The sequence below is a fragment of the Wenzhouxiangella indolica genome, from assembly GCF_042310355.1.
Classification (GTDB): Bacteria; Pseudomonadota; Gammaproteobacteria; order Xanthomonadales; family Wenzhouxiangellaceae; genus Wenzhouxiangella.
The window spans coordinates 137,416-161,084 of record NZ_JBHJMR010000002.1; the positions used below are offsets into that span (position 1 = coordinate 137,416).

At 65.6% G+C, this 23,669-nt stretch carries 21 protein-coding genes; 12 read left to right on the top strand and 9 right to left on the bottom strand.

The features are described from left to right. The first annotated feature begins 35 nt into the window (after window positions 1–35). The 4 genes from secD to ACDC67_RS03800 all read left to right on the top strand — a co-directional run bounded on the left by secD (window position 36) and on the right by ACDC67_RS03800 (window position 5,854). Window positions 36–1,895: a protein translocase subunit SecD gene (gene secD, locus ACDC67_RS03785; RefSeq protein ID WP_376690748.1), complete on the top strand. Its 1,860-nt coding sequence runs from the start codon at window positions 36–38 to the stop codon at window positions 1,893–1,895. 16 nt (window positions 1,896–1,911) lie between these two features. Then, window positions 1,912–2,883 carry a protein translocase subunit SecF gene (secF, locus tag ACDC67_RS03790; protein ID WP_376690750.1) on the top strand — a complete coding sequence of 324 codons (972 nt, stop codon included), beginning with the start codon at window positions 1,912–1,914 and terminating at the stop codon, window positions 2,881–2,883. Window position 2,884: 1 nt separating this feature from the next. After that, the gene (locus ACDC67_RS03795) at window positions 2,885–3,343 is read left to right on the top strand and encodes a hypothetical protein (protein ID WP_376690751.1); all 459 of its coding nucleotides are present in this window, start codon (window positions 2,885–2,887) and stop codon (window positions 3,341–3,343) included. 72 nt (window positions 3,344–3,415) lie between these two features. Beyond that, window positions 3,416–5,854 carry a protein kinase domain-containing protein gene (locus tag ACDC67_RS03800; protein ID WP_376690753.1) on the top strand — a complete coding sequence of 813 codons (2,439 nt, stop codon included), beginning with the start codon at window positions 3,416–3,418 and terminating at the stop codon, window positions 5,852–5,854. Here ACDC67_RS03800 and ACDC67_RS03805 read toward each other — a convergent pair. Further along, window positions 5,841–6,428, bottom strand: a complete 588-nt coding sequence (locus tag ACDC67_RS03805) for an ECF-type sigma factor (RefSeq protein ID WP_376690755.1) — start codon at window positions 6,426–6,428, stop codon at window positions 5,841–5,843. The genes ACDC67_RS03800 and ACDC67_RS03805 overlap by 14 nt on opposite strands. Window positions 6,429–6,563: 135 nt before the next feature. Here ACDC67_RS03805 and ACDC67_RS03810 point away from each other — a divergent pair, with 135 nt between their 5' ends. Next, window positions 6,564–7,142 (top strand): hypothetical protein, encoded by a 579-nt coding sequence (locus tag ACDC67_RS03810; protein WP_376690756.1) that lies wholly within the window; start codon window positions 6,564–6,566, stop codon window positions 7,140–7,142. 53 nt (window positions 7,143–7,195) lie between these two features. Here ACDC67_RS03810 and hutI read toward each other — a convergent pair whose 3' ends face one another. The 4 genes from hutI to ACDC67_RS03830 all read right to left on the bottom strand — a co-directional run bounded on the left by hutI (window position 7,196) and on the right by ACDC67_RS03830 (window position 12,157). Continuing rightward, on the bottom strand, window positions 7,196–8,410 hold the full coding sequence (gene hutI, locus ACDC67_RS03815; RefSeq protein ID WP_376690758.1) for an imidazolonepropionase: 1,215 nt from the start codon (window positions 8,408–8,410) through the stop codon (window positions 7,196–7,198). A gap of 198 nt (window positions 8,411–8,608) precedes the next feature. Further along, the gene (gene hutH / locus ACDC67_RS03820) at window positions 8,609–10,114 is read right to left on the bottom strand and encodes a histidine ammonia-lyase (protein WP_376690760.1); all 1,506 of its coding nucleotides are present in this window, start codon (window positions 10,112–10,114) and stop codon (window positions 8,609–8,611) included. Then, window positions 10,111–11,793 (bottom strand): urocanate hydratase, encoded by a 1,683-nt coding sequence (hutU, locus tag ACDC67_RS03825; RefSeq protein WP_376690761.1) that lies wholly within the window; start codon window positions 11,791–11,793, stop codon window positions 10,111–10,113. Before hutU ends, hutH begins: the two co-directional genes overlap by 4 nt. A 61-nt stretch (window positions 11,794–11,854) precedes the next feature. Next, window positions 11,855–12,157, bottom strand: coding sequence for a hypothetical protein (locus tag ACDC67_RS03830; protein ID WP_376690763.1), 303 nt, complete (start codon window positions 12,155–12,157; stop codon window positions 11,855–11,857). Between the two features lie 202 nt (window positions 12,158–12,359). Here ACDC67_RS03830 and ACDC67_RS03835 point away from each other — a divergent pair, with 202 nt between their 5' ends. The 4 genes from ACDC67_RS03835 to ACDC67_RS03850 all read left to right on the top strand — a co-directional run bounded on the left by ACDC67_RS03835 (window position 12,360) and on the right by ACDC67_RS03850 (window position 16,213). Continuing rightward, on the top strand, window positions 12,360–13,589 hold the full coding sequence (locus tag ACDC67_RS03835) for an esterase/lipase family protein (RefSeq protein ID WP_376690764.1): 1,230 nt from the start codon (window positions 12,360–12,362) through the stop codon (window positions 13,587–13,589). Window positions 13,590–13,689: 100 nt separating this feature from the next. After that, the gene (locus ACDC67_RS03840; RefSeq protein WP_376690765.1) at window positions 13,690–14,211 is read left to right on the top strand and encodes a disulfide bond formation protein B; all 522 of its coding nucleotides are present in this window, start codon (window positions 13,690–13,692) and stop codon (window positions 14,209–14,211) included. Then, window positions 14,208–15,584, top strand: coding sequence for a class II 3-deoxy-7-phosphoheptulonate synthase (locus ACDC67_RS03845; RefSeq protein ID WP_376690766.1), 1,377 nt, complete (start codon window positions 14,208–14,210; stop codon window positions 15,582–15,584). The genes ACDC67_RS03840 and ACDC67_RS03845 overlap by 4 nt, the downstream gene beginning before the upstream one ends. A 62-nt stretch (window positions 15,585–15,646) precedes the next feature. After that, window positions 15,647–16,213, top strand: a complete 567-nt coding sequence (locus ACDC67_RS03850) for a superoxide dismutase family protein (protein WP_376690767.1) — start codon at window positions 15,647–15,649, stop codon at window positions 16,211–16,213. A 51-nt stretch (window positions 16,214–16,264) separates the two neighbouring features. On the opposite strand, the gene ACDC67_RS03855 is transcribed toward ACDC67_RS03850, so the two are convergent. Further along, entirely contained in the window at window positions 16,265–17,242 is a 978-nt protein-coding gene (locus ACDC67_RS03855; RefSeq protein ID WP_376690769.1) for a malate dehydrogenase, read from the bottom strand. Between the two features lie 268 nt (window positions 17,243–17,510). On the opposite strand from ACDC67_RS03855, the gene ACDC67_RS03860 reads away from it, so the two are divergent. Together ACDC67_RS03860 and tesB are read left to right on the top strand one after the other, a co-directional pair. Next, window positions 17,511–18,071, top strand: coding sequence for a hypothetical protein (locus ACDC67_RS03860; protein ID WP_376690770.1), 561 nt, complete (start codon window positions 17,511–17,513; stop codon window positions 18,069–18,071). Between the two features lie 8 nt (window positions 18,072–18,079). Then, entirely contained in the window at window positions 18,080–18,952 is an 873-nt protein-coding gene (gene tesB, locus ACDC67_RS03865) for an acyl-CoA thioesterase II (RefSeq protein ID WP_376690771.1), read from the top strand. On the opposite strand, the gene ACDC67_RS03870 is transcribed toward tesB, so the two are convergent. From ACDC67_RS03870 to ACDC67_RS03880, 3 genes are all read right to left on the bottom strand, one after another. Further along, a complete protein-coding gene (locus tag ACDC67_RS03870; protein WP_376690773.1) occupies window positions 18,953–19,240 on the bottom strand; it encodes a hypothetical protein in 288 nt (95 codons plus the stop codon). A 94-nt stretch (window positions 19,241–19,334) separates the two neighbouring features. Further along, window positions 19,335–20,378: a succinylglutamate desuccinylase/aspartoacylase family protein gene (locus ACDC67_RS03875; RefSeq protein ID WP_376690774.1), complete on the bottom strand. Its 1,044-nt coding sequence runs from the start codon at window positions 20,376–20,378 to the stop codon at window positions 19,335–19,337. After that, entirely contained in the window at window positions 20,375–21,658 is a 1,284-nt protein-coding gene (locus tag ACDC67_RS03880) for an MgtC/SapB family protein (RefSeq protein ID WP_376690776.1), read from the bottom strand. Before ACDC67_RS03880 ends, ACDC67_RS03875 begins: the two co-directional genes overlap by 4 nt. A 192-nt stretch (window positions 21,659–21,850) precedes the next feature. Between ACDC67_RS03880 and typA the strand changes: the two genes are divergently transcribed. Then, window positions 21,851–23,656, top strand: coding sequence for a translational GTPase TypA (gene typA, locus ACDC67_RS03885; RefSeq protein WP_376690777.1), 1,806 nt, complete (start codon window positions 21,851–21,853; stop codon window positions 23,654–23,656). Window positions 23,657–23,669 lie beyond the last annotated feature (13 nt).

The following is a 23,669-nucleotide window of genomic DNA, read 5'->3' on the forward strand; positions in this document are numbered from 1 at the left end:
CGCCACAAGAACCAGAACCGACAACTGAACTCATCATGAATCGATTCCCACCCTGGAAGTATGCCCTGCTGATCATCGTGCTCGGACTGGGCCTGGTCTATGCCCTGCCCAACATCTTCGGCGACGACCCGGCCGTACAGGTTTCGTCCGCACGCGGCTTCGAGCTGCAGGAAGACATCGTCGGCACGGTCGAGCGCTCGCTTGAGTCGGCCGACGTCGAGTACGGTCGCAGCGAACTTTCCCCGCAGCGTCTATTGATCCGCTTTGGCAACACCGATCGGCAGCTGCGCGCTGCCGACGCGCTGCGCGAGTCGCTGGGGGACGAATACGTCGTCGCCCTCAACCTGGCACCGTCGACGCCGCCCTGGCTGGCGGCGCTCGGCGCCGACCCGATGGTGCTCGGCCTCGATCTGCAGGGTGGTGTGCACTTCCTGATGCAGGTGGACATGGAAGCGGCCAAGACCCAGCGCCTCAACAGCTACGTCGACTCCATTCGTGGGCTGCTGCGCGAGGCGGGTATCCGCTACCGTTCGGTGCGCGTGTCCAGCGACAACGTCGTCGTGGAACTGCGCACGGAGGAGCATCGCAACGAAGCGCGCGAACTCGTCGAGCGCGAGCTCGAGGGCCTGGTGATCGAAGCCAGCGACGGCGGGCAGACCTTCAACCTGCGCGCCACGATCGAGGAGGAGTTCCTGCAGGAGATCCAGCAGAACGCGCTGCAGCAAAACATTACGACCTTGCGCAATCGCGTCAACGAGCTGGGCGTGGCCGAGCCGGTCATCCAGCAGCAGGGCGCCAATCGCATCGTCGTGCAGCTGCCGGGCGTGCAGGATACCGCCCAGGCCAAGCGCGTGCTGGGCGCGACGGCTACCATCGAATACCGCGCCGTTGACGAGCAGAACGACCCCTACGAGGCCGAACGGACCGGTCGCGTACCTTCCGGTTCCAGGTTGTACGAGCACCGCAACGGCGAGCCGATTCTGCTCTCGCGCGAGGTCATCGCGTCCGGTCAGAACCTGATCGGCGCCGCTGCCGGTTTCGATCAGCAGTCGGGTCAGCCCAACGTGGTGGTCACGCTCGACGGGGAAGGCGCGCGTCGCATGCTCGACCACACCTCCGAGAACGTCGGCCGGCGCATGGCGGTCGTGTTCATCGAGTACCGTCCGGAAACCAGGATGGAAGACGGCGAAGAGGTCTATACGACGCGCCGGGTCGAGGAAGTCATCTCCGCCGCGGTCACGCGCGAGCCTTTCGGCAAGCGCTTCCAGACCACCGGCCTGGGTTCGGCCACCGAGGCCGCCCAGTTGGCGATGCTGCTGCGCGCCGGCGCGCTGGCCGCGCCCATGCAGATCATCGAAGAGCGCACCGTCGGTCCGAGCCTCGGTCAGGACAACATCGACCAGGGCTTCCAGTCGGTGATCATCGGCTTTGCCCTGGTGCTGATCGTCATGGCGGTTTACTACAAGGTCTTCGGCCTGGTGGCCAACCTGGCCCTGACGGCCAACCTGGTCCTGATCGTCGCTCTGCTGTCGATGCTCGGCGCGACTCTGACCTTGCCCGGTATCGCCGGCATCGTGTTGACCGTCGGCATGGCCGTCGACGCCAACGTTCTGATTTTCGAGCGTATCCGGGAGGAGTTGCGCAACGGCAACACGCCGCAGGCGTCGATCCGTTCAGGCTACGAGAAGGCCTTCTCGACGATTGCCGACGCCAACGTCACTACCCTGATCGCGGCCATCGTGCTGTTCATGTTCGGTACCGGCCCGATCAAGGGCTTTGCCGTGACGCTCAGCCTGGGCATCGTCACCTCCATGTTCACGGCCATTCTCGGCACGCGCGGCGTGGTCAGCCTGATCTACGGCGGCCGCAAGCGCGTCAAGTCACTGGCTATCTGAGGAGCGCCGAAACGTAATGGATATCATCAAGAGCGACACCAAGATCAACTTCCTGCGCTTCAGCAACGTCGCGCTGGTCCTGTCGGCATTCGTTCTGGTCGCCGGCGTCGTCTCGCTGTCGATCAAGGGCCTGAATTTCGGTCTCGACTTCACCGGCGGCACGCTGATCGAGCTGCATTATCCCGAGGCTCCGGAGTTGAACGAGGTCCGGCAGAGCCTGGAAGAGGAGGGCTTCGAGGAATTCGTCGTCCAGACCTTCGGCACGGCCAGTGACATCGTCGTACGCATTCCGGTCGGTGATGACGGCGAAAGCAGCGCCGACATCAGCACCCGAGTGCTCGAAATCCTGTCCGGCCAGAACGATAATATCGAGATGCGCCGCGTCGAGTTCGTCGGTCCGCAGATCGGCCAGGAGCTGGCCGAACAGGGCGGGCTGGCGCTGCTCTACGTGCTGATCGGCGTGTTGATCTACATCTCCTTCCGCTTCCAGTGGCGCTTTGCCGTGGGTGCGGTGGGCGCGCTGATCCACGACGTGCTGCTCGTCGTCGGCGTGCTCTCGATTCTGCAGGTCAGCTTCGACCTCACCGTGGTGGCCGCCATCCTGGCGGTGATCGGTTACTCGCTCAACGACACCATCGTCGTCTACGACCGCCTGCGCGAGAACTTCCAGACCAAGCGCAAGGGTACGCCGGCCGAGCTGACCAACCTGTCCATCAACCAGATGCTGGGCCGGACCGTGATGACCTCGATGACGACGCTGCTGGTGTTGATCGCGCTGTTCTACTTCGGTGGCGAGATCATTCATGCTTTCGCGTTCACCCTGATCGTGGGCGTGGTCATCGGCACGTACTCGTCGGTCTACGTCGCCGGCAGCCTGGCCGTCAAACTGGGCGTGTCCAAGATGGACCTGATGCCGGTGCAGAAGGAAGGCGCGGATCAGCCCGAGCAGGAAGTCCTGCCGGAGCGATTCCGCAACCCGGAAGCCTGAGATGCGATCGGCGGCCATTTTCCTATTCGCCACGCTGTCGATTGCCTTGGTCGGCAGCGCGGCGGCGTCCGGGGACGACCGCTACATGGTCGAAATGGAGCTGTGGATCGACGGTGAGCAGCGTGGCACGCCGCTTGTCGTGCTGCCGCCAGGGGAACAGGGCTCGGTCGAGGTCCGCAACGAGGAAGGCGACCAGGGCTGGAAGATCGAGGTGCTGGTCGAAGCACCCGCGGCCACCCAAAGCGCCCCGCTGGGATCGACCTGGCTCAACCTGGCGGTGCATGAACTTCAGGATGGTGAGTGGAACCTGCTCGCGGACTCCCTGCTGGGCGTGCCCGAAGGGCGCAGTACCAGCATGTCGGTGGTCGGCTCGGAAGTCGAACAAGCCACGCGCGAGAACAGCCGTGTGCATCTGAGCGCGCGCGCCTCGCTGATGCGCCCGGGAGAGCGCCAACCCTGAGCCGCCGGGGCTGGCGGGCGTCGGGGCTTGTGGCGTAGTCTGTTGGCTGGTTTCCCCGTACCGGCCCGGTAGATGAGCGAGCGTTCCGCCAAGCAGCGCTACCGCGACGCCAAGGCGATTGCGACCGCGGCGCTGGAACTCGAACCCACCCGCCGTCAGGCATTCGTTGAACAGCGCTGTGCTCGTGACGAGGCGCTCAGGCGTGAAGTCGAGTGGCTCATCGACGCGGCCGAGGATGACGCCGAGGACGAGGTTCCCGAAAGTTTCCAGGCGGCCGCCCGAAGCGCGCTGCAGGATGTCTCCCTCGAAGTCCCCTTGCCCCGTAACTACCGCCTTCTCAAGCGGATCGGGCAGGGCGGCATGGGCATCGTCTACCTGGCCGAGCGTGTCGACGGCAACCTGCGCCAGCCGGTGGCCTTCAAGCTGCTGCATCTGAGTGAAGCGGACAATGAGCTCGTCGCCAGGCGCTTCTCGGCCGAGCGCGGCATTCTCTCCCGACTCAATCATCCCCGGATCGCGCGCCTGATCGATGGCGGCGTGACTGCCGAGGGTCGGCCGTTCATGGCGACCGAGTTCGTCGACGGCGTGCGCATCGATGAATGGGCGCGTCGCGGGCCGTCACGGGCTGCCGTCATCGAGCTGTTCATCAAGGTGTGCGATGCGGTCGACTACGCCCACCGCCACATGGTGATCCATCGGGATCTCAAGCCGGCCAACATCATGGTTTCGGAATCGGGTGAACCCAAGCTGCTGGATTTCGGGGTTGCCCGACTGCTCGATGTCGAGGATCAGCCGGGCGAGGGCGGTGGCCAGGCGCTGACCCTGGCCTATGCCAGTCCCGAGCAGATTCGCGGAGAGGGCCTGAGTGCCGCCACCGACGTGTATTCGCTCGGTGTGCTCCTGTATGAATTGCTCGCCGGTGAATCGCCTTTCGGCGACGATGCGGCCCCGGAGACCCTCCGCCGACGTGTCCTGGCCGGAGAGTATCCCGCCCCTTGCTCGAGAGACGGTCGGCGACTTTCTGCCGATCTGGCTGCCATTGTCGACCGAGCGGTGCAGCTAGATGAGTCGCTGCGTTACGAATCCGTGCGTGCCCTGGCCGATGACCTGCGCCGGTTTCAGTCGCAGCGTCCGGTCGCTGCCCGCGCCGGCGGCGCTGTCTATCGGGCACGGCGCTTCGCGGCCCGGCATCGGGTCGGCCTGGCGCTGAGCCTGCTTGCCGGCGGCATCCTGGTCGCCTTCCTGGTTGATCGTGAAATGCAGCTCGATCGAATCGCCTGGGAACGAGACCGGGCCGAGGCGGTGACCGACTTCATGTCCGGCCTGCTTTCCGGTGCCGACTCGCTGCCCGCCCGCGGCAACGACGTGACCGTGCGCGAGATCCTGGACCTGGGCGCAAGCCGGCTCACAACCGCCGAACACGACAATCCGGCCGCCCTGGCGCAGATGTTCGTCGCCGTCGGCGAGGCCTACAACGCTCTCGGCCTGGGCGAGCATGCGCTGCCGCTGCTCGAGGACGCGCTCGGCATGCTGGAGGAGCGCTTGCCGGCCGGGGAGCAGGCCCTGATACAGGCCGAGCTCGGGGCCGCCTACGACTCGGCCGGACGCGCCGCCGAATCTATTGCGGCCGACCAGCGGGCGATCGAACTGCTCGAAAGCACGCCGGGAGAGCACGGCAGCCAACTGCTGCGACTTCGCATCCGCAAGCTGCGCAACCAGGCCAACGTGCTCGATCGAGCGCCGGAGTCCGTGATCGAGGAGCTCGAGGGGATCATCGACACACTGTCCGCCGGGCCCGAAGGCGACGCCGAGCTGTTGTTCGAGGCCCGCTCGGCCATTGTCGGTGCCAGGGTGGCGGCAGGGCAGGGCGACGCGGCGCTGGCCGACGCTGTCCGGGCCCGCGAGCTGGCCGAGACGCTATACGGCCCGGGCGATCCGCGTCGGCTTCGCGGTCGCTACGTGCACGCAACCGCCCTGATGCTCAGCGATCCGCAGGCGGCGGTGGCCATGTTCGAGTCGCTGATCGACGATCACGAGCGCCTGGTGGGTCCGAGCCAGCGACTGGCCAATACCATCGGCAACCTCGGCGTGGCGCTGTCGCGGCTCGGCCGGACGGAAGAAAGCATGGCGTCCTTCGAGCGGGCGGCGGCCATGATCGAAGAGGCCGTCGGCCGCGATCACTACCTGTATCGATTGTCGGTCACCAACCTGGCGGCGCTTCGCCTGCGCGTGGGCCGGCCGGCGGAGGCGGAAAGCCTGCTGCGGGAGATCCTGCCGGGCCTGGAGCGGCGCCACGCTCGGTTCGGGGGGATCGAGACGTTCTACTGGGCCTCGACGCTCGAGGTGCTTGGCGGTGCCCAGGTTATGCAGGGACGGCTTGCCGACGCCGCCGAGAGCTATCGGCAGGCCCTGCAGTCGCTGTCCGATGCCAAGGGCGGCGACTGGTCGGGCCTGCAAGAACGCATTCGCGGCAAGCTGGACGAGGTCGATCGCGAACTCAGTCGGTCTTGAGGCCGTCCTCCGACAGGCGGCGCTTGAGCCAGGCCCGGGCCATGCGCCACTCGCGGGCGACGGTCGAGCGCGAGACGTCCAGCGTTTCGGCCGTTTCGTCCATGCTCAGGCCGGCGAAGTAGCGCAGTTCGACGATGCGCGCCTGGCGTTCGTCGATGCCGGCAAGTTGCTCGAGAACCTCGTCGATGGCGATCAGCTCGGATCCGAAATCCTCGCCGGCGGCGGAGTCCTCGATATCGACCCGGAAGCGTTCCGGCGGGCGTTTGTCGGCGTGGCGCTTGCGGGCGTAATCGACCAGCACGCGGCGCATGACGGTCGCGGCCACCAGCACGAATTCACGCCGGTCCTCCCAGCTCTCGTAGGCCTGTCCGGCCAGGCGCAGGTAGGCTTCGTTGATCAGCGCCGTGGGCTGGAGCGTGTGGTTGCCGCGCTGCCCGGCGAGCTGGCGCGACGCCAGGGCGCGCAACTCATCGTAGACCAGGGGCAGCATGCTGGCCAGCGAAGCCTCTCCGCGTTCGCTGCAGCGCTTGACCAGGGCTTCGAGCTCGGAAGTGGTTTGGGGCGAACGGGCCATGCCTGCTGCGGCGCTCGGGTTGGACTCCTGGTCATGCTACAACATTCGATCGGGATGGCTGATTTCACTTTTGGGGGGCGAGTGGACTACAATCATGCGATGAATTGCCACACAAGCGATTGGGGCATTGCGTTGATGAAAATCGGCAAGGCTTGCATGCTGCTGATCTCGGCGCTTTTCCTCGCCGCACCCGCCGTCGCCGAGGAGCCGACGAGCAGCGCCTGCGTGATCGCTGCCGGCGACAGCGTGGCGGAGCAGGGGCCGGCTGCCGTTCTGGCGCTCGCCCCGTCTTCCCGTGAAGAGCCGTTTCGGCTTTCGTTCGGTTGCCAGGACGGCAGCGTGTCCAGCCTCCGGGTGCGCAGTGTTCCCGGCCAGGCCGTCGAAGCGCGCTTCCTGCTGGTTCGAGGCGCGGCTGACCTGGCCGAGATCGAGTGGGACGATATCGCTCAGTCGGGCTGGAGCCAGCTCGACATCCAGCAGTCCGGGGGGCGCTCGGTCGCGACGCTTCGTATCGACGTTCCCGGTTCCGCCGCGCCCGGCTCGGTCCGATCCGGCAACCTGCGGTTTCTTAACGAATCCTCTGGCTCGTCCCGGTCCGACTCGCTGCAAATCCCCGTCATGGTCGAAGTCATCGATGGCGGCCCGCTGTTCCGCGACGATTTCGACCCCGCGCCCGATCCCGTCATCGGCCAGTTCAGCATGGTTGGTCACTGACACCCGAGTTTCACCACCCGGGCAGGAATCTTGCCCCGGGCCGCACAACCCCTTCAGTCGATCCAGTGCCCGCTCTTGAGGGTTTGCTGGCAGGCATTGGGCCGGAAGTGATACAGCCAGTGATTGATGTCGGGGGCGTCGATGACGGCGAGATCGGCGCGGTAGCGGGGCAGCAGGCTGCCGTGAGAGCGCTCGAGCCCGATGGCCCGGGCGGCGTGACTGGTCACTCCCCGCAAGACTTCAGCCGGGCTCATGCGCTGGTGGACGGCGGCCAGGGTCATGGCCAGGTGCAGGTGGTAGCTGGGCGCGGAGCCGGGGTTGAAGTCGGTGGCGACCGCGACCCGGGCGCCGGCCTCGATCCATTGGCGCGCCGGCAGGAAGGGTTCGCGCAGGTAGAGCGACGCGATGGGCAGGCTCACGGCCACCGTGCCGGCTTCGGCCATGGCCCGGATGTCCGCGTCCGAGGCGTATTCCAGGTGCTCGGCCGAGACCGCGCCGAGTTCGGCCGCGAGGCCGGCCCCGCCGCCTGAAGAGAGCTGGTCGGCGTGGATTTTCAGTCCGAGGCCGTGGCGTTTGGCGGTTTCCAGGATGCGGCGGCCTTCCTCGAGCGTGAAGGCGTTGTCCTCGATGAAAGCATCGCAGAACCGCGCCAGCCGGCGCTCGGCCACTTCCGGGATCACCTCCTCGCAGAGCAGGGCGACATATTCGTCGCGGCGATCGCGGTACTCGGCCGGCACCAGGTGGGCGCCGAGGAAGGTCGGTACGATCTCGAGCGGCTGCTGCGCGTTGAGCCGGCGGTAGGCCTCCAGCTGCTTGATCTCGTTGTCGCGGTCCAGGCCGTAGCCGGACTTGGCTTCGACGGTGGTCACGCCCAGGCGTGCCATGTCGGCCAGGGCCTCGGCGGCCTTTGACTCGAGTTCGTCGATATCGGTCTCGCGAGTGGCCTGGACGGTCGAATTGATGCCGCCGCCAGCGGCCTGGATGTCCTGGTAGCTGGCGCCTTCCAGGCGTGCGGCGAACTCGTCGCCGCGCCAGCCGCCGAAACACAGGTGGGTGTGGCAATCGATCAGACCGGGCACCACGCAGCGCCCGCCGGCGTCGAAGCGCTCGGCTTCGGCGAACTCCGCCGGCAAATCAGCCGCCGGCCCGGCGTAGCGAATCGTGTCGCCCTCCCAGGCCACCGCGGCATCGCGGACAGCATCCACTTCGTCATGCCTGCCGTCTGGCGGGACGCGGTAGAGAGTGGATATGTTGGTGAGTAACTTCATAAAAACCCTTTTGTCCACAGATGAACACAGATTAAGAAAATAAAAAATGCTACTTCGTGGGTGCATTGGGGGAGCTGGAAACTGGTCGCCAACTGCTCATGCACATCCAGAAGTTCGCTTTTCTCTCTTTGTCTTTAATTTTTTATCTTTTATCTGTGTTTATCTGTGTTCATCTGTGGACAATATTCAAAGCTGAAATTATCGAAGCCCCGAAACCGCCGACTGCACCGAGCCGACCAGTTCGCCCGAGCGCAGCAGGCGGGTGCAGGTGTCGATGTCGTGGCCGACTTCGTAGTCTTCCTCGGCATGGTTGACGTGCCGGCGGATGTGATCGTGGGCGGCGAGGACGCCCCGGCCGGGTTTCAGCGGTGAGCGGAAGTCCAGCGCCTGGGCGGCGGTCAGCGCCTCGACGGCCAGCACGCGCTCAATGTTGTGCAGCACGCTGAGCAGCTTGAGCGCGCTGATCGAGCCCATCGAGACGTGGTCTTCCTGGCCCAGGCTGGTGGGAATGGAATCGACGCTGGCCGGGTGGCACAGCACCTTGTTCTCGCTCACCAGGGCCGCGGCGGTGTACTGCGGGATCATGAAGCCGGAGTTGATGCCGGTGTCGCTCATCAGCAGTTTGGGCAGCCCGTCGTGACCTTCCAGCAGCAGGTAGGTTCGCCGTTCGGAAATGCTCGCCAGCTCCGACAGGGCCATGGCCGCATAGTCCAGGCAGAGCGCCAGCGGCTGGCCGTGGAAGTTCCCGGCCGAGATGATGTCGCCGTCTTCGAACACCAGCGGGTTGTCGGTGACCGAGTTGATCTCGCGCTCGACCACCTCGATGGCGTGCCCCAGCGCATCGCGACTGGCGCCGTGCACCTGCGGGATACAGCGCAGGCAATAGGGATCCTGCACCTTGCCGCAGTTGCGGTGCGATTCCAGGATCTCGGAGTCGGCGAGTAGTTCGCGCACGTTGGCCGCCACCGTCATCTGCCCGGGATGCGGCCGCACCTGGTGTACGCGCTCGTCGAAGGGCCGCGCCGAGCCCTGCAGGGCTTCGAGGCTCATCGTGCCCAGGATGTCGGCGGCCTTCATCAGGTGAATGGCGCGGTTGAGGATGAACGCGCCGTAGGCCGACATCAGCTGCGTGCCGTTGATCAGGCCGATGCCGTCCTTGGCGCCGGGTTCGACCGGCTCGACCCCGTGGCGTGCCAGTGTTTCGCGCGTCGGCTCCGGCCCGGTTCGTTCCTCGTTCCAGCACTGGCCCAGCCCGATCAAGGGCAGGCTCATATGGGCCAGGGGTGCCAGGTCGCCGGAAGCACCGACGCTGCCGCGGCTGGGGATGAAGGGCAGGATATCGAGCTCACAGAACTTGAGAAGCTGCCTGAAGATCGGCAGTGAAATGCCTGAATTCCCGAGCCCCAGGGCGTGCACCTTGAGCTGCATCATCAGCCGGGTGATCTCGATGGGCACCGGGTCGCCCGTGCCGCAGGCGTGCGAGAGCAACAGGTTGCGCTGCAGCTTGCCAAGCTGGTCGTCGTCGATGCGCTTGCTCGCCAGCGCGCCGAACCCGGTGTTGACGCCGTAAATGGCGTCGCCGCCTTCGAGTGCGCGTTCCACGATCCGGCGTGACCTCTGAACGGCCCCGTCGTCGGCCCGCAACGCATCGAGGCGCCGGTCCAGGTCGCTAAACAGATTCTCTATGGTGACAGTCGAGTTCATTGGGAGTCGCGATCCTTGGTATCCAGCATCGGGATGTCCACGCCGCGCTCGCGAGCCGTCTCTACGGCCTCGTCGTAGCCGGCGTCGGCATGACGCATCACACCAAGCCCCGGATCGGCCGTGAGCACCCGCTCAAGGCGCTCGTACCCGGATTGCGTGCCGTCGGCCAGCGAAACCATGCCGGCGTGCAGGGAGTAGCCGATGCCCACGCCGCCGCCGTGGTGAAAGGACACCCACGATGCGCCGCAGGCGGTGTTGGCCAGGGCGTTGAGGATGGGCCAGTCGGCGATGGCGTCCGAACCGTCCTTCATGGACTCGGTCTCGCGGTTGGGCGAGGCGACCGAGCCGCAGTCGAGGTGGTCGCGGCCGATGACGATGGGCGCTTCGACCTTGCCTTTCTCGACCAGCCAGTTGAATTTCTCGCCGGCTTCGGCGCGCTCGCCGTACTCGAGCCAGCAGATGCGCGCCGGCAGGCCCTGGAAGTGGATCTTCTCCTGCGCCTTGTGGATCCAGCGCTTGAGGTGCTCCTTCTCCGGAAACAGCTCGAGAATGGCCTTGTCGGTAGCGGCGATGTCGGCCGGGTTGCCCGACAGGGCGGCCCAGCGGAAGGGGCCGGCGCCGCGGCAGAACAGCGGGCGGATGAAGGCCGGTACGAAGCCGGGAAAATCGAAGGCCTGGCTCATGCCGCGCAGGTCGGCGACCTGGCCGCGCAGGTTGTTGCCGTAGTCGAAGGTGATCGCGCCGCGTTCCTGCATCTTCAGCATGGTCTCGACGTGGATCTCCATTGAGTCGAGCACCTTCTCGTCGTAGCCTCGAGGGTCTTCCTGCCGCATGGCTTCAGCGTCGTCGAGCGACAGGCCGACCGGGATGTAGCCGGTCCTGAGGTCGTGGGCCGAGGTCTGATCGGTCAAGGCATCGGGAACGATGCCGCGCTCGAGCATCTCGGGCAGCACCTCGGCGATATTGCCCAGCAGGCCGACCGAGACCGCTTCCCGCGCCCCGGAGATGATGTCCATGGCCTCACTCAGGCTGGTCGCCTTGCGGTCGCAGTAGCCGGTCTCCACGCGCCGGTCGATGCGCGTCTCGTCGACCTCCACGGCAATGCAGTGGCCCTCGTTCATGGTCACGGCCAGCGGCTGAGCGCCGCCCATGCCGCCGAGGCCGGCGGTGACGGTCAGCTTGTCTTTCAGCGAACCGTCGAAGTGCTGGCGGGCCAGTTCGGCGAAGGTCTCGTAGGTGCCCTGGACGATGCCCTGGGAGCCGATGTAGATCCAGGAGCCGGCGGTCATCTGGCCGTACATGGTCAGGCCGCGGTCCTCCAGGTCTCGAAAGACATCCCAGTTGGCCCATCGCCCAACCAGGTTGGAATTGGCGATAAGCACGCGCGGGGCCTGGTCGTGGGTCCGGATCACGCCGACCGGCTTGCCCGATTGCACCAGCAGGGTTTCGTCGTCCTTCAGGCGCTTGAGCGTGGCGATGATGGCGTGGTAGCAGTCCCAGCTGCGCGCCGCCCGCCCGGTGCCGCCGTAGACGATCAGCTTGTCCGGGTGCTCGGCCACGGCCGGGTCGAGGTTGTTCATCAGCATGCGCATGGCCGCTTCCTGGTGCCATCCGCGGCAGCTCAGGGAGGGGCCGTGCGGGGCGCGCACGGTCGGCGCTGACGATTCCTGTCGGGTCATCGTTGTCCTGCGTGTCGGGGAAGGATGCCAGTATAGCAATCCCCGCTGTCTACAGGCCCCGTCAGCGGTTGCGCAGGTGCCGCCAGACGACGTCGCCGAGCAGGTAGGGGATCAGTCCAAGCGCAATACCCATGCCCGTTGCAAGCCAGCCGGTGGTTCCGGGCATCAGTTTCTGCGGCCAGTCGGACGTGAGGTGGAATCCGAAGCCCAGAACGGCCCAGAGCCATTCCAGGATGTTGCGCGAGCCGACGCTGGACTCCAGGGCGAACAGCGCGAGCCCGGAAAGAAAGGCCGCGCACAGGAAGGGATTGTCGCGGATCATCTCGCTGAGACTGCGCGAGCTGTTGGATCGGGATCGCATCATGCTGGCTCTCCGGCTGCGGGCCTGAACGCCGGCGGGTGACGCCGGTATGCCTTGTATACTACTTCAAGGGACTCTTTAACAAGCCCGGTAGTCGGCGCAGCCGGGCACGGGCAGGCACGATGAGACAGCGCAACTGAAGATGCAGAATCGCCTCAGAATCTTACTGGCCCTCGTTTCGATCGCTCTTTTGGCGAGCGGCTGCATGCTGCGCGACTTGCGCGACCAGGTCGCGATGCTCGACCAGGCCTGCGGACTCCAGGGCCGGGTGGTTCAGGGTGAGCGACAGGGTCAGGCCGTGGTGGTTGCGTTGTCGGCCGGCAATCCCGAGCTCGGCGAGCCTCCCGAGCCGATCGACTACACGCTGTCGGAGTCTTCCGGGGATTTCAGTTTCGCGCTCGCGCCCGGTGCCTACCGCTTGCTGGCTTTTGTCGACAGCGACAGCGACCTGGAACTCGACGATGACGAGGCGGCCGGTCGGCCGGACAACGACAGGATGCTGGATTGCGGCCCCGGGGAGAGCATCGGGGTCGATCCGATCGTGATTCGGGCCAGCCGCAGCGAGTCGGAAGGGCAGGAGCTCACAATCAGCGACAGCCGCAACCTGGTCGAGAGTGCGATGAGCTCGGCCGTCAGTCTCGGCCAGCTCACGGCCTTCGGCGAGGTGGTGCCGCTCAGCGATACTCGCTTCGATCTCGAGCGGGCGCGCGACAGTCTGTGGCGGCCGGTCGATTTCCTGCGGGCCGGCCACGCCGGGGTCTATCTCGATGCCCCGCTGGACCCGGAGCGTACGCCGGTGCTGTTCATTCACGGCATCAACGGGTCTCCGCGCGTGCTCGAGCCGATGATCCGGCACATCGACGGTGATCGCTTCCAGGCCATGTATTTCTACTATCCCTCCGGCCTGCGCATCGAGCAGGTGGCCTGGCACCTGGACCGGATCATGCGCGAGATCGAGCATCGGCACGAGATGGAGCGCTATCACGTCATCGCCCACAGCATGGGCGGGCTGATCGCCCGGGCCTGGCTGCTGCAGCGGGCTGCCTCCAGCCGCCGGGCCACGATCGCTTCTTTCATCAGCCTGTCCACGCCCTGGCTGGGCTATCCGTCGGCCCAGCAAGGAGTCGATCACTCGCCGGTCGTGGTGCCCGTGTGGCGCGATATGGCCAGCGGCAGTGCCTTCCTCGAGGGCCTGTTCGAGGCCGAAGTCGATCCAGGGCGGCTGCCGCCGCATCACCTGTTGTTCAGCTTCCGCCAGTCCGGCTGGATGTCGAGCGATTCGGGCGACGGCGTGGCGGCGCTGGCCAGCATGTTGCCAGTGAATGCACAGAGGGGCGCGGCTTCGGTCTTCGGTGTTGATACCGGGCACGTCGAGATTCTTTCGGATTCGACGGCGCAGGCACGCGTGGAGGCATTGTTGTCGAGCCCGCCCTGAATCCGGGCCCCCGCGGCTCTTCGACAACGCGCCGGGGCCGAACCATCATCGGGTGCAAATGTCCCACCGGGCATTGAAGGGAATTGAATACAATACGGCCATGATGAATCCAATCCGGGGACGTACCCCTTTCGCGCTGGTGTTCGCGGTCTGTGCCGCGCTGCTGGCCTACGCCTACTACGCGCAGTTCGTGCTGGGCCTGGAGCCCTGCCCGCTGTGCATTCTGCAACGCCTGGGCTTCATGGTCATGGGCGCTTTCGCGTTGCTCGGTGCGCTCCACGGCCCCCGGAGCTGGGGGCGCTGGCTCTATGGTGTTCCCATCCTGGCCGGTGCCGGCTGGGGCATCACCACGGCCTCGCGCCACGTTTGGCTGCAGGGTCTGCCGGCCGACCAGGTCCCTGACTGCGGCCCCGGCATGTATTTCATGCTCGAGTACGACTTTCCGCTCATGGAGATCCTCAACGAAGCCTTCACCGGGGCCGGGGAGTGTGCGGAGGTGGACTGGTACTTCCTCGGCTTGTCGATGCCGGCCTGGACGCTGATCTGGTATGTTGCACTTTCGGTGTTCATTCTCTGGGCGCTGTTGGCGAACACGATCGCTTCGAGGAAGCCGTCACGATGAGCGAGAAGTTCAAGACAATCACTCCCGCGAAGGGCTGGCGGCCGGATTCCTGGCAGCAGCATGATGCGGGTCAGCAAGCGAACTACCCCGACCAGATCGCGTTTCGTCATGCGCAGGGCCGGCTGGCGACCATGCCGCCGCTGGTCACTTCCTGGGAGATTCTCGCGCTCAAGCAGCAGATCGCCGAGGCGCAGGCCGGCAAGCGCTTCGTGCTTCAGGGCGGGGACTGCGCCGAGCTGTTCGACGACTGCGAACCGAACATCATCGCCAACCGCTTGAAGGTGCTGCTGCAGATGTCTTTGGTCATGCTGCACGGCATGGAAAAGCCGGTGGTGCGTATCGGCCGATTTGCCGGACAGTACGCCAAGCCGCGTTCTTCCGATACGGAAACGCGTGACGGGGTGACGTTGCCGAGCTACCGTGGTGACCTGGTCAACGCGCCGGCGTTCACCGAGGCTGCTCGCACCCCCGATCCCGAACGCATGCTGCGGGCCCACGCCAGCTCGGCGATGACGATGAATTTCGTGCGGGCCCTCGTCGACGGCGGCTTCGCCGACCTGCATCACCCGGAGTACTGGAACCTGGGCTGGCTGGAGCATTCCCCGCTGGCCGACGAGTTCGAACGCATCGCCGAGAGCATCGGTCACTCCGTGCGCTTCATGGAGACGATTACCGGGCAGCAGCCGGGCAGCCTTCGCCGCGTGGATTTCTTCACCTCCCACGAGGCCCTCCACCTGAACTACGAGCAGGCCTTGACGAGGCGCGTTCCGCGCCAATGGGGCTGGTTCAATCTGTCGACCCATTTCCCATGGATTGGCATGCGCACCGCCGAACTCGAGGGCGCGCACGTGGAGTTGTTCCGCGGCGTTCGCAATCCCATTGGCATCAAGGTGGGGCCGGGCATGTCGGCGAACTGGCTCAAGGGCCTGATCCAGACACTCAATCCGGACGATGAGCCGGGCCGACTGGTGTTGATTCACCGCATGGGTGCCGCTCAGGTTGCCGACAGGCTGCCACCACTGATCGAGGCGGCTCGCTCGACCGGTTCGCCCGTACTGTGGATCTGCGATCCGATGCACGGCAACACCGAAAAGACCGACAACGGCTACAAGACGCGGCGCTTCGCGAACATCGTCTCTGAGGTGGAGCAGAGCTTCGACATCCACGCAGCTTGCGGTTCCCGGCTGGGCGGCGTGCATCTTGAGCTGACCGGCGAGAACGTCACCGAGTGCATTGGCGGTGCCCGCGATCTTGCCGAACACGACCTGTCTCGTGCCTACAAGACGACCGTAGATCCAAGGCTCAACTACGAGCAGGCGCTGGAGTTGTCCATGCGCATTGTCGGCAAGCACCGCAGTCTCGGTACGCCCTGAACACGGGTGCGCCGGGGCGTTGTGAGCGAACATCCATCGTGAAACACTGAGCGGAGGCCAGTATGCAGATGAAATTCAATTTTGTGGTTGCCGGGTTGTCGTGTCTTGCGGCTGCCTCGTTCACTACCTTGGTCCATGCCGGAGGCGGCGGCGACAAGCCGTACGGTGATGTCCCACGCGCCGAGGCGCGCTTCGTCGACAGCGAAGGCCGCGAAGTCGGTCAGGCGGCGTTGCATCAGGGGCCCAATGGCTTGCTGATCGACCTGTCGATCGATGGTCTGAGTGAAGGTGCCAAGGCCATTCACATTCACACAAAGGGAACCTGCGCAGACCCCGGTGACGGTTTCGTCGCCTCGGGCGGCCATATCAACCCGGAGGGGCGAAGCCACGGCCTGATGAATCCGGAGGGCCCTGATGCGGGTGATTTGCCCAACTTCTTCGTCGGTTCGGACGGACGGGCACGCGCCCAGTTCTTCACGGGCCGGGCCAGCCTGGACGGCAGTACCGGCGCGAAGCTTGACGACGAGGACGGAGCGGCGATGGTCATTCATGAAAACCGTGACGACCACTTCAGTCAGCCGATCGGCGGTGCCGGCAGTCGTGTCGCCTGCGGCGTGATCGAACACTGAAGCGACGATCCCGGGCCGCTACAGCACGGCCCGGGATTGATCTCGAGGGTGTTAAAGCAAGCCCTCGACTGCCTCGCGCTCTTCGCGCAGTTCCTTGTCGGTGGCGTCCAGTCGTGCCTGCGAGAACTCGTTGATCTCCAGGCGCTGGACGATCTTCCACTTTCCATTCTCGCAAGTGCAGGGGAAGGAAAAGATCACGCCCGGATCGATGCCGTAGCTGCCGTCGGACGGCACGGCCATCGAGACCCAGCTGTCGCCGTCGGTGCCCAGGGTCCAGTCGCGGATGTGGTCGATGGCGCTGGAGGCGGCCGAAGCGGCGCTGGATGCCCCGCGGGCCTTGATGATGGCCGCACCGCGCTGCTGCACCGTGGGGATGAAGTCGTTCTCGTACCAGTCCCGGTCGACCAGTTCGATCGCCTTCTTGCCGTCGACGTTGACGTGGTGCAGGTCGGGATACTGGGTCGAGGAATGATTGCCCCAGATCGTCATCTGCTTGATCCGGGTGTGGTGGGTGCCGGTCTTGTCGGCAAGCTGCGCCAGGGCGCGGTTGTGGTCCAGGCGCGTCATGGCGGTGAAGTTCTCCGGCGGCAGGTCCGGCGCGTTGGCCTGCGCGATCAGCGCATTGGTGTTGGCCGGGTTGCCGACCACCAGGACCTTGACGTCGCGGCTGGCGACGGCATTGAGGCTCTTGCCCTGCGGGCCGAAGATCTTGCCGTTCTCGGCCAGCAGGTCGGCGCGCTCCATGCCCGGGCCGCGCGGCTTGGCGCCCACGAGCAGGGCGACATCGGCATCCTTGAAGCCTTCGTCGAGCTCGGTGGTGGTGACGATGCCGTGCAGGAGGGGCAGGGCAGCATCCTCGAGTTCCATGGCCACGCCCCTGAGCGCGTCGATGGCCGGGGGAATCTCGATCAGCTGGAGAATGACGGGCTGGTTCGGGCCCAGCATGTCGCCGGCGGCGATTCGAAAACACAGCTGATAGCCGATCTGGCCTGCGGCACCGGTGATGGCCACGCGAACGGGTTGCTTCATTGCTTGAACTCCTGGAAAAGGCGTTTGAGTGAAAACGTCGACATTTTACCGCATGGGGCCCGGCGCCACCGGCTCAGACCCGCACGATGGGCGCAGGGTGCGGCGAAGGTTGCGCATCAGGTTGATCAGCAGCGTGCCGGGAGTCGGGCCCGCTCGGCGGGTCGACGCGCGGGTCGGATGACCATGCTGGACGCGAACGCCTCCGTACGTTCCTGGCCGCGCGGTCACTCCGGTATAGTGTCAGCCAATCCCACACGAGACGCCCATCATGAAGAAGTTGCTGTTCCTGGCCCTGGCCGCCTTGCCGATCGCAGCCGTTTCCGGTCCTCAGGACGAGTACTGGTCATCGCTTCAGAACCTGTGCGGGAAAGCGTTCGAAGGTGAACTCATCGAGGAACCCGAAGGCGAGGACGGATTCTCGGGGCAGCGCCTTGTGATGCACGTGCGGGCATGCAGCGACGAAGTGATCCGGATTCCTTTCATGGTGGGTGAAGACCGTTCGCGCACCTGGGTTCTGACCCGCCGCGACGGGCGCATCGAGCTCAAGCATGATCATCGGCACGAAGATGGTAGCCACGATGAGGTGACGATGTACGGTGGCACGGCGACCAATACCGGCACCGCGCAAGCGCAGTACTTCCCGGCCGACCAGGAAACCCGGGAACTGATCGAGCCGGCGTTTTCGAATGTCTGGACGATGCGCGTCTCGCCCGGCGAAACCTTCACCTACGGTCTCTGGCGCCTTGGAACGCCGCGGGTATTCCGGATCGATTTCGACCTGAGCGAAGCGATCGAGCCGCCGCCGGCGCCCTGGGGCTGGGAAGACTGAAGGCGGCCATGAACGAAGCGCTCTCGACGGTTGTGGGCCTGCTCGACCTGGAACGGCTCGAGGACAATCTTTTCCGCGGCGAGAGCCGCGACATTGGCGCGCCCCAGGTCTTCGGCGGCCAGATCCTGGGCCAGGCGCTTTCGGCCGCGCATCGCACCGTCGACGAGCGGGCGCCGCATTCGCTGCATGCCTATTTTCTCCGGCCCGGCGATTTCAATCAGCCGGTGGTCTACCAGGTGGAGCGGTCTCGCGACGGCGGCAGCTATTCCAACCGGCGCGTGGTCGCCGTCCAGCACGGTCGGCCGATTCTCAACCTGGCGGCCTCCTTTCACGCCGGCGAAGCGGGCTTCGACCACCAGTTCGAGATGCCGGAGGTCGCGGGGCCGGAGGGGCTTTCGAAGAGCATCGATATCCACGACTCGATCATCGACAAGGTGCCGGAGAAGATGCGCCGTTTGCTGGCGCACCGGCCGCCGCTGGAGTTCCGGCCGGTCGAGGCGCCAAAGTTCATCGACCCGCAGCAGCGGCCGCCGCGCAAGCATGTATGGATGCGGGCCTGGAACCCCCTGCCGGACGACCCCGAACTGCACCGGAACCTGCTGACTTACGTGTCGGACTACGAACTGCTGGGTACGGCCACCCTGCCGCACGATCTCGATTTCAGCAGCCGACCGGTCCAGATGGCGAGCATCGACCATGCCATCTGGTTTCACCGGCCTTTTCGGGTGGACGAGTGGCTGCTCTACGCCTGCGACAGTCCGACCAGCCACGGCGGGCGAGGGTTCACGCGAGGTCAGTTCTTCACGCAGTCCGGCGAGCTGGTGGCGTCGACGGCCCAGGAGGGCGTGATCCGGCCCTGGGATCCGTCGAAACGCAGGTAATCAGGAGCTCGAATCGTCCTCGAAGCGGTCGGAGAAGAGGACGTCGCCAAGGCTCTCCAGGATGTCGGCCCAGAATCCGCCGGTCAGGCGCCACTGTCCGCCGGAGAGCTCGCGCGCTTCGGTCGCTTCCCACTGTCCGATGGTGCCGGACAACTGCCATTGCCCGTCGTTGCTCTCGCTTTGCATGATGCCGCCCGAAGCGATGCTCCAGCGCGTGATCTCGTAGTCCTGGGCCATCACCGGTGCTGCCAGCAGCACGAGCAAAGCCAGTGTTGCGAAGGTTTTCATGAGCCGGGCTCCTTTTCGTCCTTGGATTGTGCACGAGTCTAACTTCTGTATACGCAAACTGCTGGCCGGGTGCGCCACTTCGGCCGGTAATCGTTCAGGTCTGCTCGCCATACGGAAAGCTGTCCGACTCGAGTGATTCCGTGTAGTCGCCGACGCGCTCGTGGGCGATGTCGGTGCGGTAGAAGCGGGCGATATGGTAGACGGCGTCGCCTTCGTTGACGAGCGGCAGGTTGAGCCGGCCGATGACGATGCCGGAATAGGGGGCGACGATTTCGCGTTCGGCCTCACCGAAGGGGTCGGAAACCATGCCCAGGACGGTTTCATCCTTGACCACGCGGTCGCCCAGCCGCCCCCAGGCCCGGAACAGTCCGCTCTGCGGGGCGCGCACCCAGCTGCTCGAGCGAGCCACGACCGGGTTCGGCGGCGCCTTCATGCGGGTTCTGGGCAGCATTTCGAGCTGGCGCATGACGCGCACGACGCCCTCGACGCCGCCGCGGATGGCGACTTCGTCGAAGCGCAGCGCTTCTCCCGCCTCGTACAGCAGGATGGGAATGTCATGATCCATCGCCGCCATGCGCAGCGAGCCGTCACGCAGGGCCGAGTTGAGAATCACCGGCGTACCGAAAGCCTGGGCCAGCGACAGGGTTTGTTCGTCGTCGAGGTTGGCGCGGATCTGCGGCAGGTTGCCGCGATGGACGGCGCCGGTATGCAGGTCGATGCCGTGGGTCGCCTGGCTGACGATCTCGGTCATGAAAATGTGCGCCACGCGGGCGGCCAGAGAGCCACCCTCGGAGCCCGGAAAGCTGCGGTTGAGATCGCGCCGGTCCGGGAAGTAGCGCGACAGGTTGATGAAACCGTGAAGATTGACGATGGGTACGGCGATGAGCGTGCCCCGGAGACGCTTGAGCTGGGGCACGGCCAGCAGCCGACGGATGATCTCGACGCCGTTGAGTTCGTCACCGTGGATGGCGGCCGAGACGAACAGGACCGGGCCCGGCCGCTTGCCGCAGAGAACCTGCACCGGCATGGTCGTCGGCGAATGCGTGTAGAGCCGCCCGACCTCGAGATCGATGCTGCGGCGCTGACCCGGCTCGACGGTGTTGCCGCCGATCGTGATGGGGGAATTGTGTTTCTTCATGCCTGCAATCCGGCGAAGTAGAAGGTGAAGACCGTAGCCAGCGCCGCTGCCGAACCGGTGGCCAGCGGCAGCAGTACGCGCCATCCCAGGGCTCGACCGCCGATACCCAGTGCCATGCCGCCCTTGAGCAGGGAGTTGGCGCCGGCCGCGATGATGATGCCGACCGAGGCGACCTGCAGCGCGACCTCGCCCTGGCTCATGCGCGCCAGCGACAGGGTGATGGCGTCGACGTCGGCCAGCCCCGACGCGGCGGCCAGGATCCACAGGCCGGCATCGCCGGCCCATTCGGACAGCGCCTTGCCCAACAGCATGATGACCGCCAGCAGGGCGCCGAAGAACAGGGCGGACTTCAGTTCCATCGGGTTGCGAAGCAGGGTGCTTTCCTCGCCGTCGGGCTGGTCAGCCCTACCACGCAGCAGGAAAAACGGAACCGGCGCCAGGGTGCAACCAAGCAGCAACAGCGCCGGGAGCCACAGCGTGGCGAACAGGGGGGCGTGAATCAGCGTGGCGAGCAGCATCATGCGGCCGATCATGGCGCCGCAGGCGAGCAGGATGCCGGCCGCCAGCTCGGGGGAAAGGCGAATTTCGCGGGCCCCGATGCGGGCGAAGGCGAGCGTCGTGGCCGTCGACGAGGCCATTCCGCCGAACAATCCGCCGAACACGATACCGCGGCGCGGGCCAGCCACGCGTATCGCGATGTATCCGAAAAACGAGATGGCGGCGATCAGCACCACCATCCACCAGATGACATAGGGATTGAGCGCATCCCAGGGCCCGAAGCCGCGATTGGGCAGGATCGGCAGCAGCACTACGGAGATCAACAGCAGCTTCAGCCCCGCGGTCAGCTCCTCGCGGCGCAGCGTGTCGAGCAGGCCGTGCAGGCGCTCCTTGTAGCCGAGCAGCATCGCCATGACGATTGACCCGGCCGCGGCCGGGGCCACCTCCCCGACACCGGCGAGCGCGCCGAGCAGGTAGGTGGCCATGGCGGCCGTTTCGCTGGTGATGCCGTAGTCGTGTCCGGCCCGGGTCGTCACCGCGTAGGCGGTCGCGCTGGCGATGGCAAGGCCGATGAAGACCAGGCCGATCAGCCAGAAGTCGCCGTCCGGGCTCATGATGCCGACGACGCCGCCGACCAGGCCGAGCAGTGAATAGGTTCGCAGGCCGGCGACCCGCTCGCCCTCCTCCTTCTCCCGCCGATGCCAGCCGCGCTCGATTCCGACGAGCAGGCCGATGGCCAGGGCGACCGCCAGGCGGATGAACGGTTCGATGTCAGGGTTCATGCGCTCATGTTAGCCATGTTTGCCGAAGATCTCAGGATTGGCAGATTAACGCAGAATTCCCGAACCTGGTCTCGATCGGCGACATCGCGCCGGATTCCCGGAGGCGGGCGCTCTGATTGAATGCAATCTGCCTGCCCATGAGCAATCAAGGTTATAATGGCCGGCTGACTTTCTGAAATTCACGGATCATCCATGAAGCTGCGTAACATCGCCATCATCGCCCACGTCGACCACGGCAAGACAACGCTGGTTGACCAGCTGCTGCGCCAGTCCGGCTCCTTCGCCGAACACGAGCGCCTGACCGAGCGGGTGATGGACTCCGAGGACCAGGAGCGCGAGCGCGGCATCACGATCCTGTCGAAGAACACCGCCATCGACTGGCAGGGCTGGCGCATCAACATCGTCGACACCCCGGGCCACGCCGATTTCGGCGGCGAGGTCGAGCGCGTGCTGTCGATGGTCGACTCGGTGCTGCTGCTGGTCGACGCCGTCGACGGGCCGATGCCGCAGACGCGTTTCGTCACGCAGAAGGCCTTCGACATGGGTTTCAGGCCGATCGTGGTGGTCAACAAGGTCGACCGGCCCGGGGCGCGGCCCGATTGGGTCATCAACCAGACCTTCGATCTTTTCGACAAGCTCGGTGCCACCGACGAGCAGCTCGATTTCCCGATCGTTTACGCCTCGGCGCTCAATGGTTACGCCTCGCTCGAGGCTGACGTGACCGAGGGCGACCTCACCCCGCTGTACGAGACCCTGGTCGAACACGTGCCCGCGCCGGCCGTCGATCCGGAAGGGCCGTTCCAGATGCAGATTTCGAGCCTGTCGTATTCGTCCTACGTCGGGCTGATCGGCGTCGGTCGCATCAAGCGCGGGCGCGTGCGGCCGAACCAGGCCGTGACGGTGGTCGATCGCGAAGGCAAGAAGCGGGCGGGCAAGATCCTGCAGGTGCTCGGTTTCAAGGGGCTCAAGCGCGAGGAAGTCGACGAGGCTTCCGCCGGTGACATCATCGCCGTATCGGGTGTCGACGGGATCGGCATTTCCGACACGCTGTGCGATCCGGCCAGGGTCGAGCCCATGCCGGCGCTGACCGTCGACGAGCCGACCATCCACATGTCCTTCCAGGTCAACAGCTCGCCGTTTGCCGGCCGCGAAGGCAAGTACCTGACCAGCCGACAACTGCGCGCACGCCTGTTCCAGGAGTCAACGCACAATGTGGCCCTGCAGGTGGCCGACACGTCCGACCCCGATCAGTTCGACGTCGCCGGTCGTGGCGAACTGCACCTGGCCGTGCTGATCGAGACGATGCGCCGCGAAGGCTACGAGCTGGCCGTTTCGCGCCCGCGAGTGCGCAAGCGCGAGGACGAGCAGGGCAATATCCAGGAACCCTGGGAGCAGGTCGTGCTCGATATGGAGGAGAGCTACCAGGGCGCGGTCATGCAGGCCATGGGCGAGCGCAAGGGCCAGCTCGAGAACATGCAGCCCGACGGCAAGGGTCGTGTTCGTCTCGACTACATGGCGCCGGCTAGAGGCCTTATCGGCTTCCAGAGTGCCTACCGCACCATGACATCCGGCACCGGCCTGTTCTTCCGCGTATTCGACCACTGGGGACCGGCCACCGAGCGCGTGGCCGAGCGCGCCAACGGCACCATGATCAGCATGGAAAACGGCACGACCGTCGCCTTTGCGCTGTTCAATCTTCAGGATCGCGGCAAGCTGTTCGTCGGCCCTGGCGAGGACGTCTACGAGGGCCAGATCATCGGCCTTCACGCACGCGAGAACGACCTGGTCGTCAACCCGATGAAGGGCAAGAAGCTGACCAACGTCCGCGCCGCCGGCAAGGACGATGCCGTGCAGCTGACGCCGCACCAGCGCATGACCCTCGAACAGGCGATGGAATTCATCAACGACGATGAACTGGTGGAAGTCACCCCCGAGCACATCCGCCTGCGCAAGCGCCACCTCAAGGAACACGAGCGCAAGCGGGCTCAACGGGGCTGAGCTCACACTTGGC

Excerpts from the sequence above, each read along its gene's own strand:
- secD (WP_376690748.1), top strand. The coding sequence starts at position 36 with ATGAATCGATTCCCACCCTGGAAGTATGCCCTGCTGATCATCGTGCTC.
- secF (WP_376690750.1), top strand. The coding sequence starts at position 1,912 with ATGGATATCATCAAGAGCGACACCAAGATCAACTTCCTGCGCTTCAGC.
- ACDC67_RS03795 (WP_376690751.1), top strand. The coding sequence starts at position 2,885 with ATGCGATCGGCGGCCATTTTCCTATTCGCCACGCTGTCGATTGCCTTG.
- ACDC67_RS03800 (WP_376690753.1), top strand. The coding sequence starts at position 3,416 with ATGAGCGAGCGTTCCGCCAAGCAGCGCTACCGCGACGCCAAGGCGATT.
- ACDC67_RS03805 (WP_376690755.1), bottom strand. The coding sequence starts at position 6,428 with ATGGCCCGTTCGCCCCAAACCACTTCCGAGCTCGAAGCCCTGGTCAAG.
- ACDC67_RS03810 (WP_376690756.1), top strand. The coding sequence starts at position 6,564 with ATGAAAATCGGCAAGGCTTGCATGCTGCTGATCTCGGCGCTTTTCCTC.
- hutI (WP_376690758.1), bottom strand. The coding sequence starts at position 8,410 with ATGAAGTTACTCACCAACATATCCACTCTCTACCGCGTCCCGCCAGAC.
- hutH (WP_376690760.1), bottom strand. The coding sequence starts at position 10,114 with ATGAACTCGACTGTCACCATAGAGAATCTGTTTAGCGACCTGGACCGG.
- hutU (WP_376690761.1), bottom strand. The coding sequence starts at position 11,793 with ATGACCCGACAGGAATCGTCAGCGCCGACCGTGCGCGCCCCGCACGGC.
- ACDC67_RS03830 (WP_376690763.1), bottom strand. The coding sequence starts at position 12,157 with ATGATGCGATCCCGATCCAACAGCTCGCGCAGTCTCAGCGAGATGATC.
- ACDC67_RS03835 (WP_376690764.1), top strand. The coding sequence starts at position 12,360 with ATGCTGCGCGACTTGCGCGACCAGGTCGCGATGCTCGACCAGGCCTGC.
- ACDC67_RS03840 (WP_376690765.1), top strand. The coding sequence starts at position 13,690 with ATGATGAATCCAATCCGGGGACGTACCCCTTTCGCGCTGGTGTTCGCG.
- ACDC67_RS03845 (WP_376690766.1), top strand. The coding sequence starts at position 14,208 with ATGAGCGAGAAGTTCAAGACAATCACTCCCGCGAAGGGCTGGCGGCCG.
- ACDC67_RS03850 (WP_376690767.1), top strand. The coding sequence starts at position 15,647 with ATGCAGATGAAATTCAATTTTGTGGTTGCCGGGTTGTCGTGTCTTGCG.
- ACDC67_RS03855 (WP_376690769.1), bottom strand. The coding sequence starts at position 17,242 with ATGAAGCAACCCGTTCGCGTGGCCATCACCGGTGCCGCAGGCCAGATC.
- ACDC67_RS03860 (WP_376690770.1), top strand. The coding sequence starts at position 17,511 with ATGAAGAAGTTGCTGTTCCTGGCCCTGGCCGCCTTGCCGATCGCAGCC.
- tesB (WP_376690771.1), top strand. The coding sequence starts at position 18,080 with ATGAACGAAGCGCTCTCGACGGTTGTGGGCCTGCTCGACCTGGAACGG.
- ACDC67_RS03870 (WP_376690773.1), bottom strand. The coding sequence starts at position 19,240 with ATGAAAACCTTCGCAACACTGGCTTTGCTCGTGCTGCTGGCAGCACCG.
- ACDC67_RS03875 (WP_376690774.1), bottom strand. The coding sequence starts at position 20,378 with ATGAAGAAACACAATTCCCCCATCACGATCGGCGGCAACACCGTCGAG.
- ACDC67_RS03880 (WP_376690776.1), bottom strand. The coding sequence starts at position 21,658 with ATGAACCCTGACATCGAACCGTTCATCCGCCTGGCGGTCGCCCTGGCC.
- typA (WP_376690777.1), top strand. The coding sequence starts at position 21,851 with ATGAAGCTGCGTAACATCGCCATCATCGCCCACGTCGACCACGGCAAG.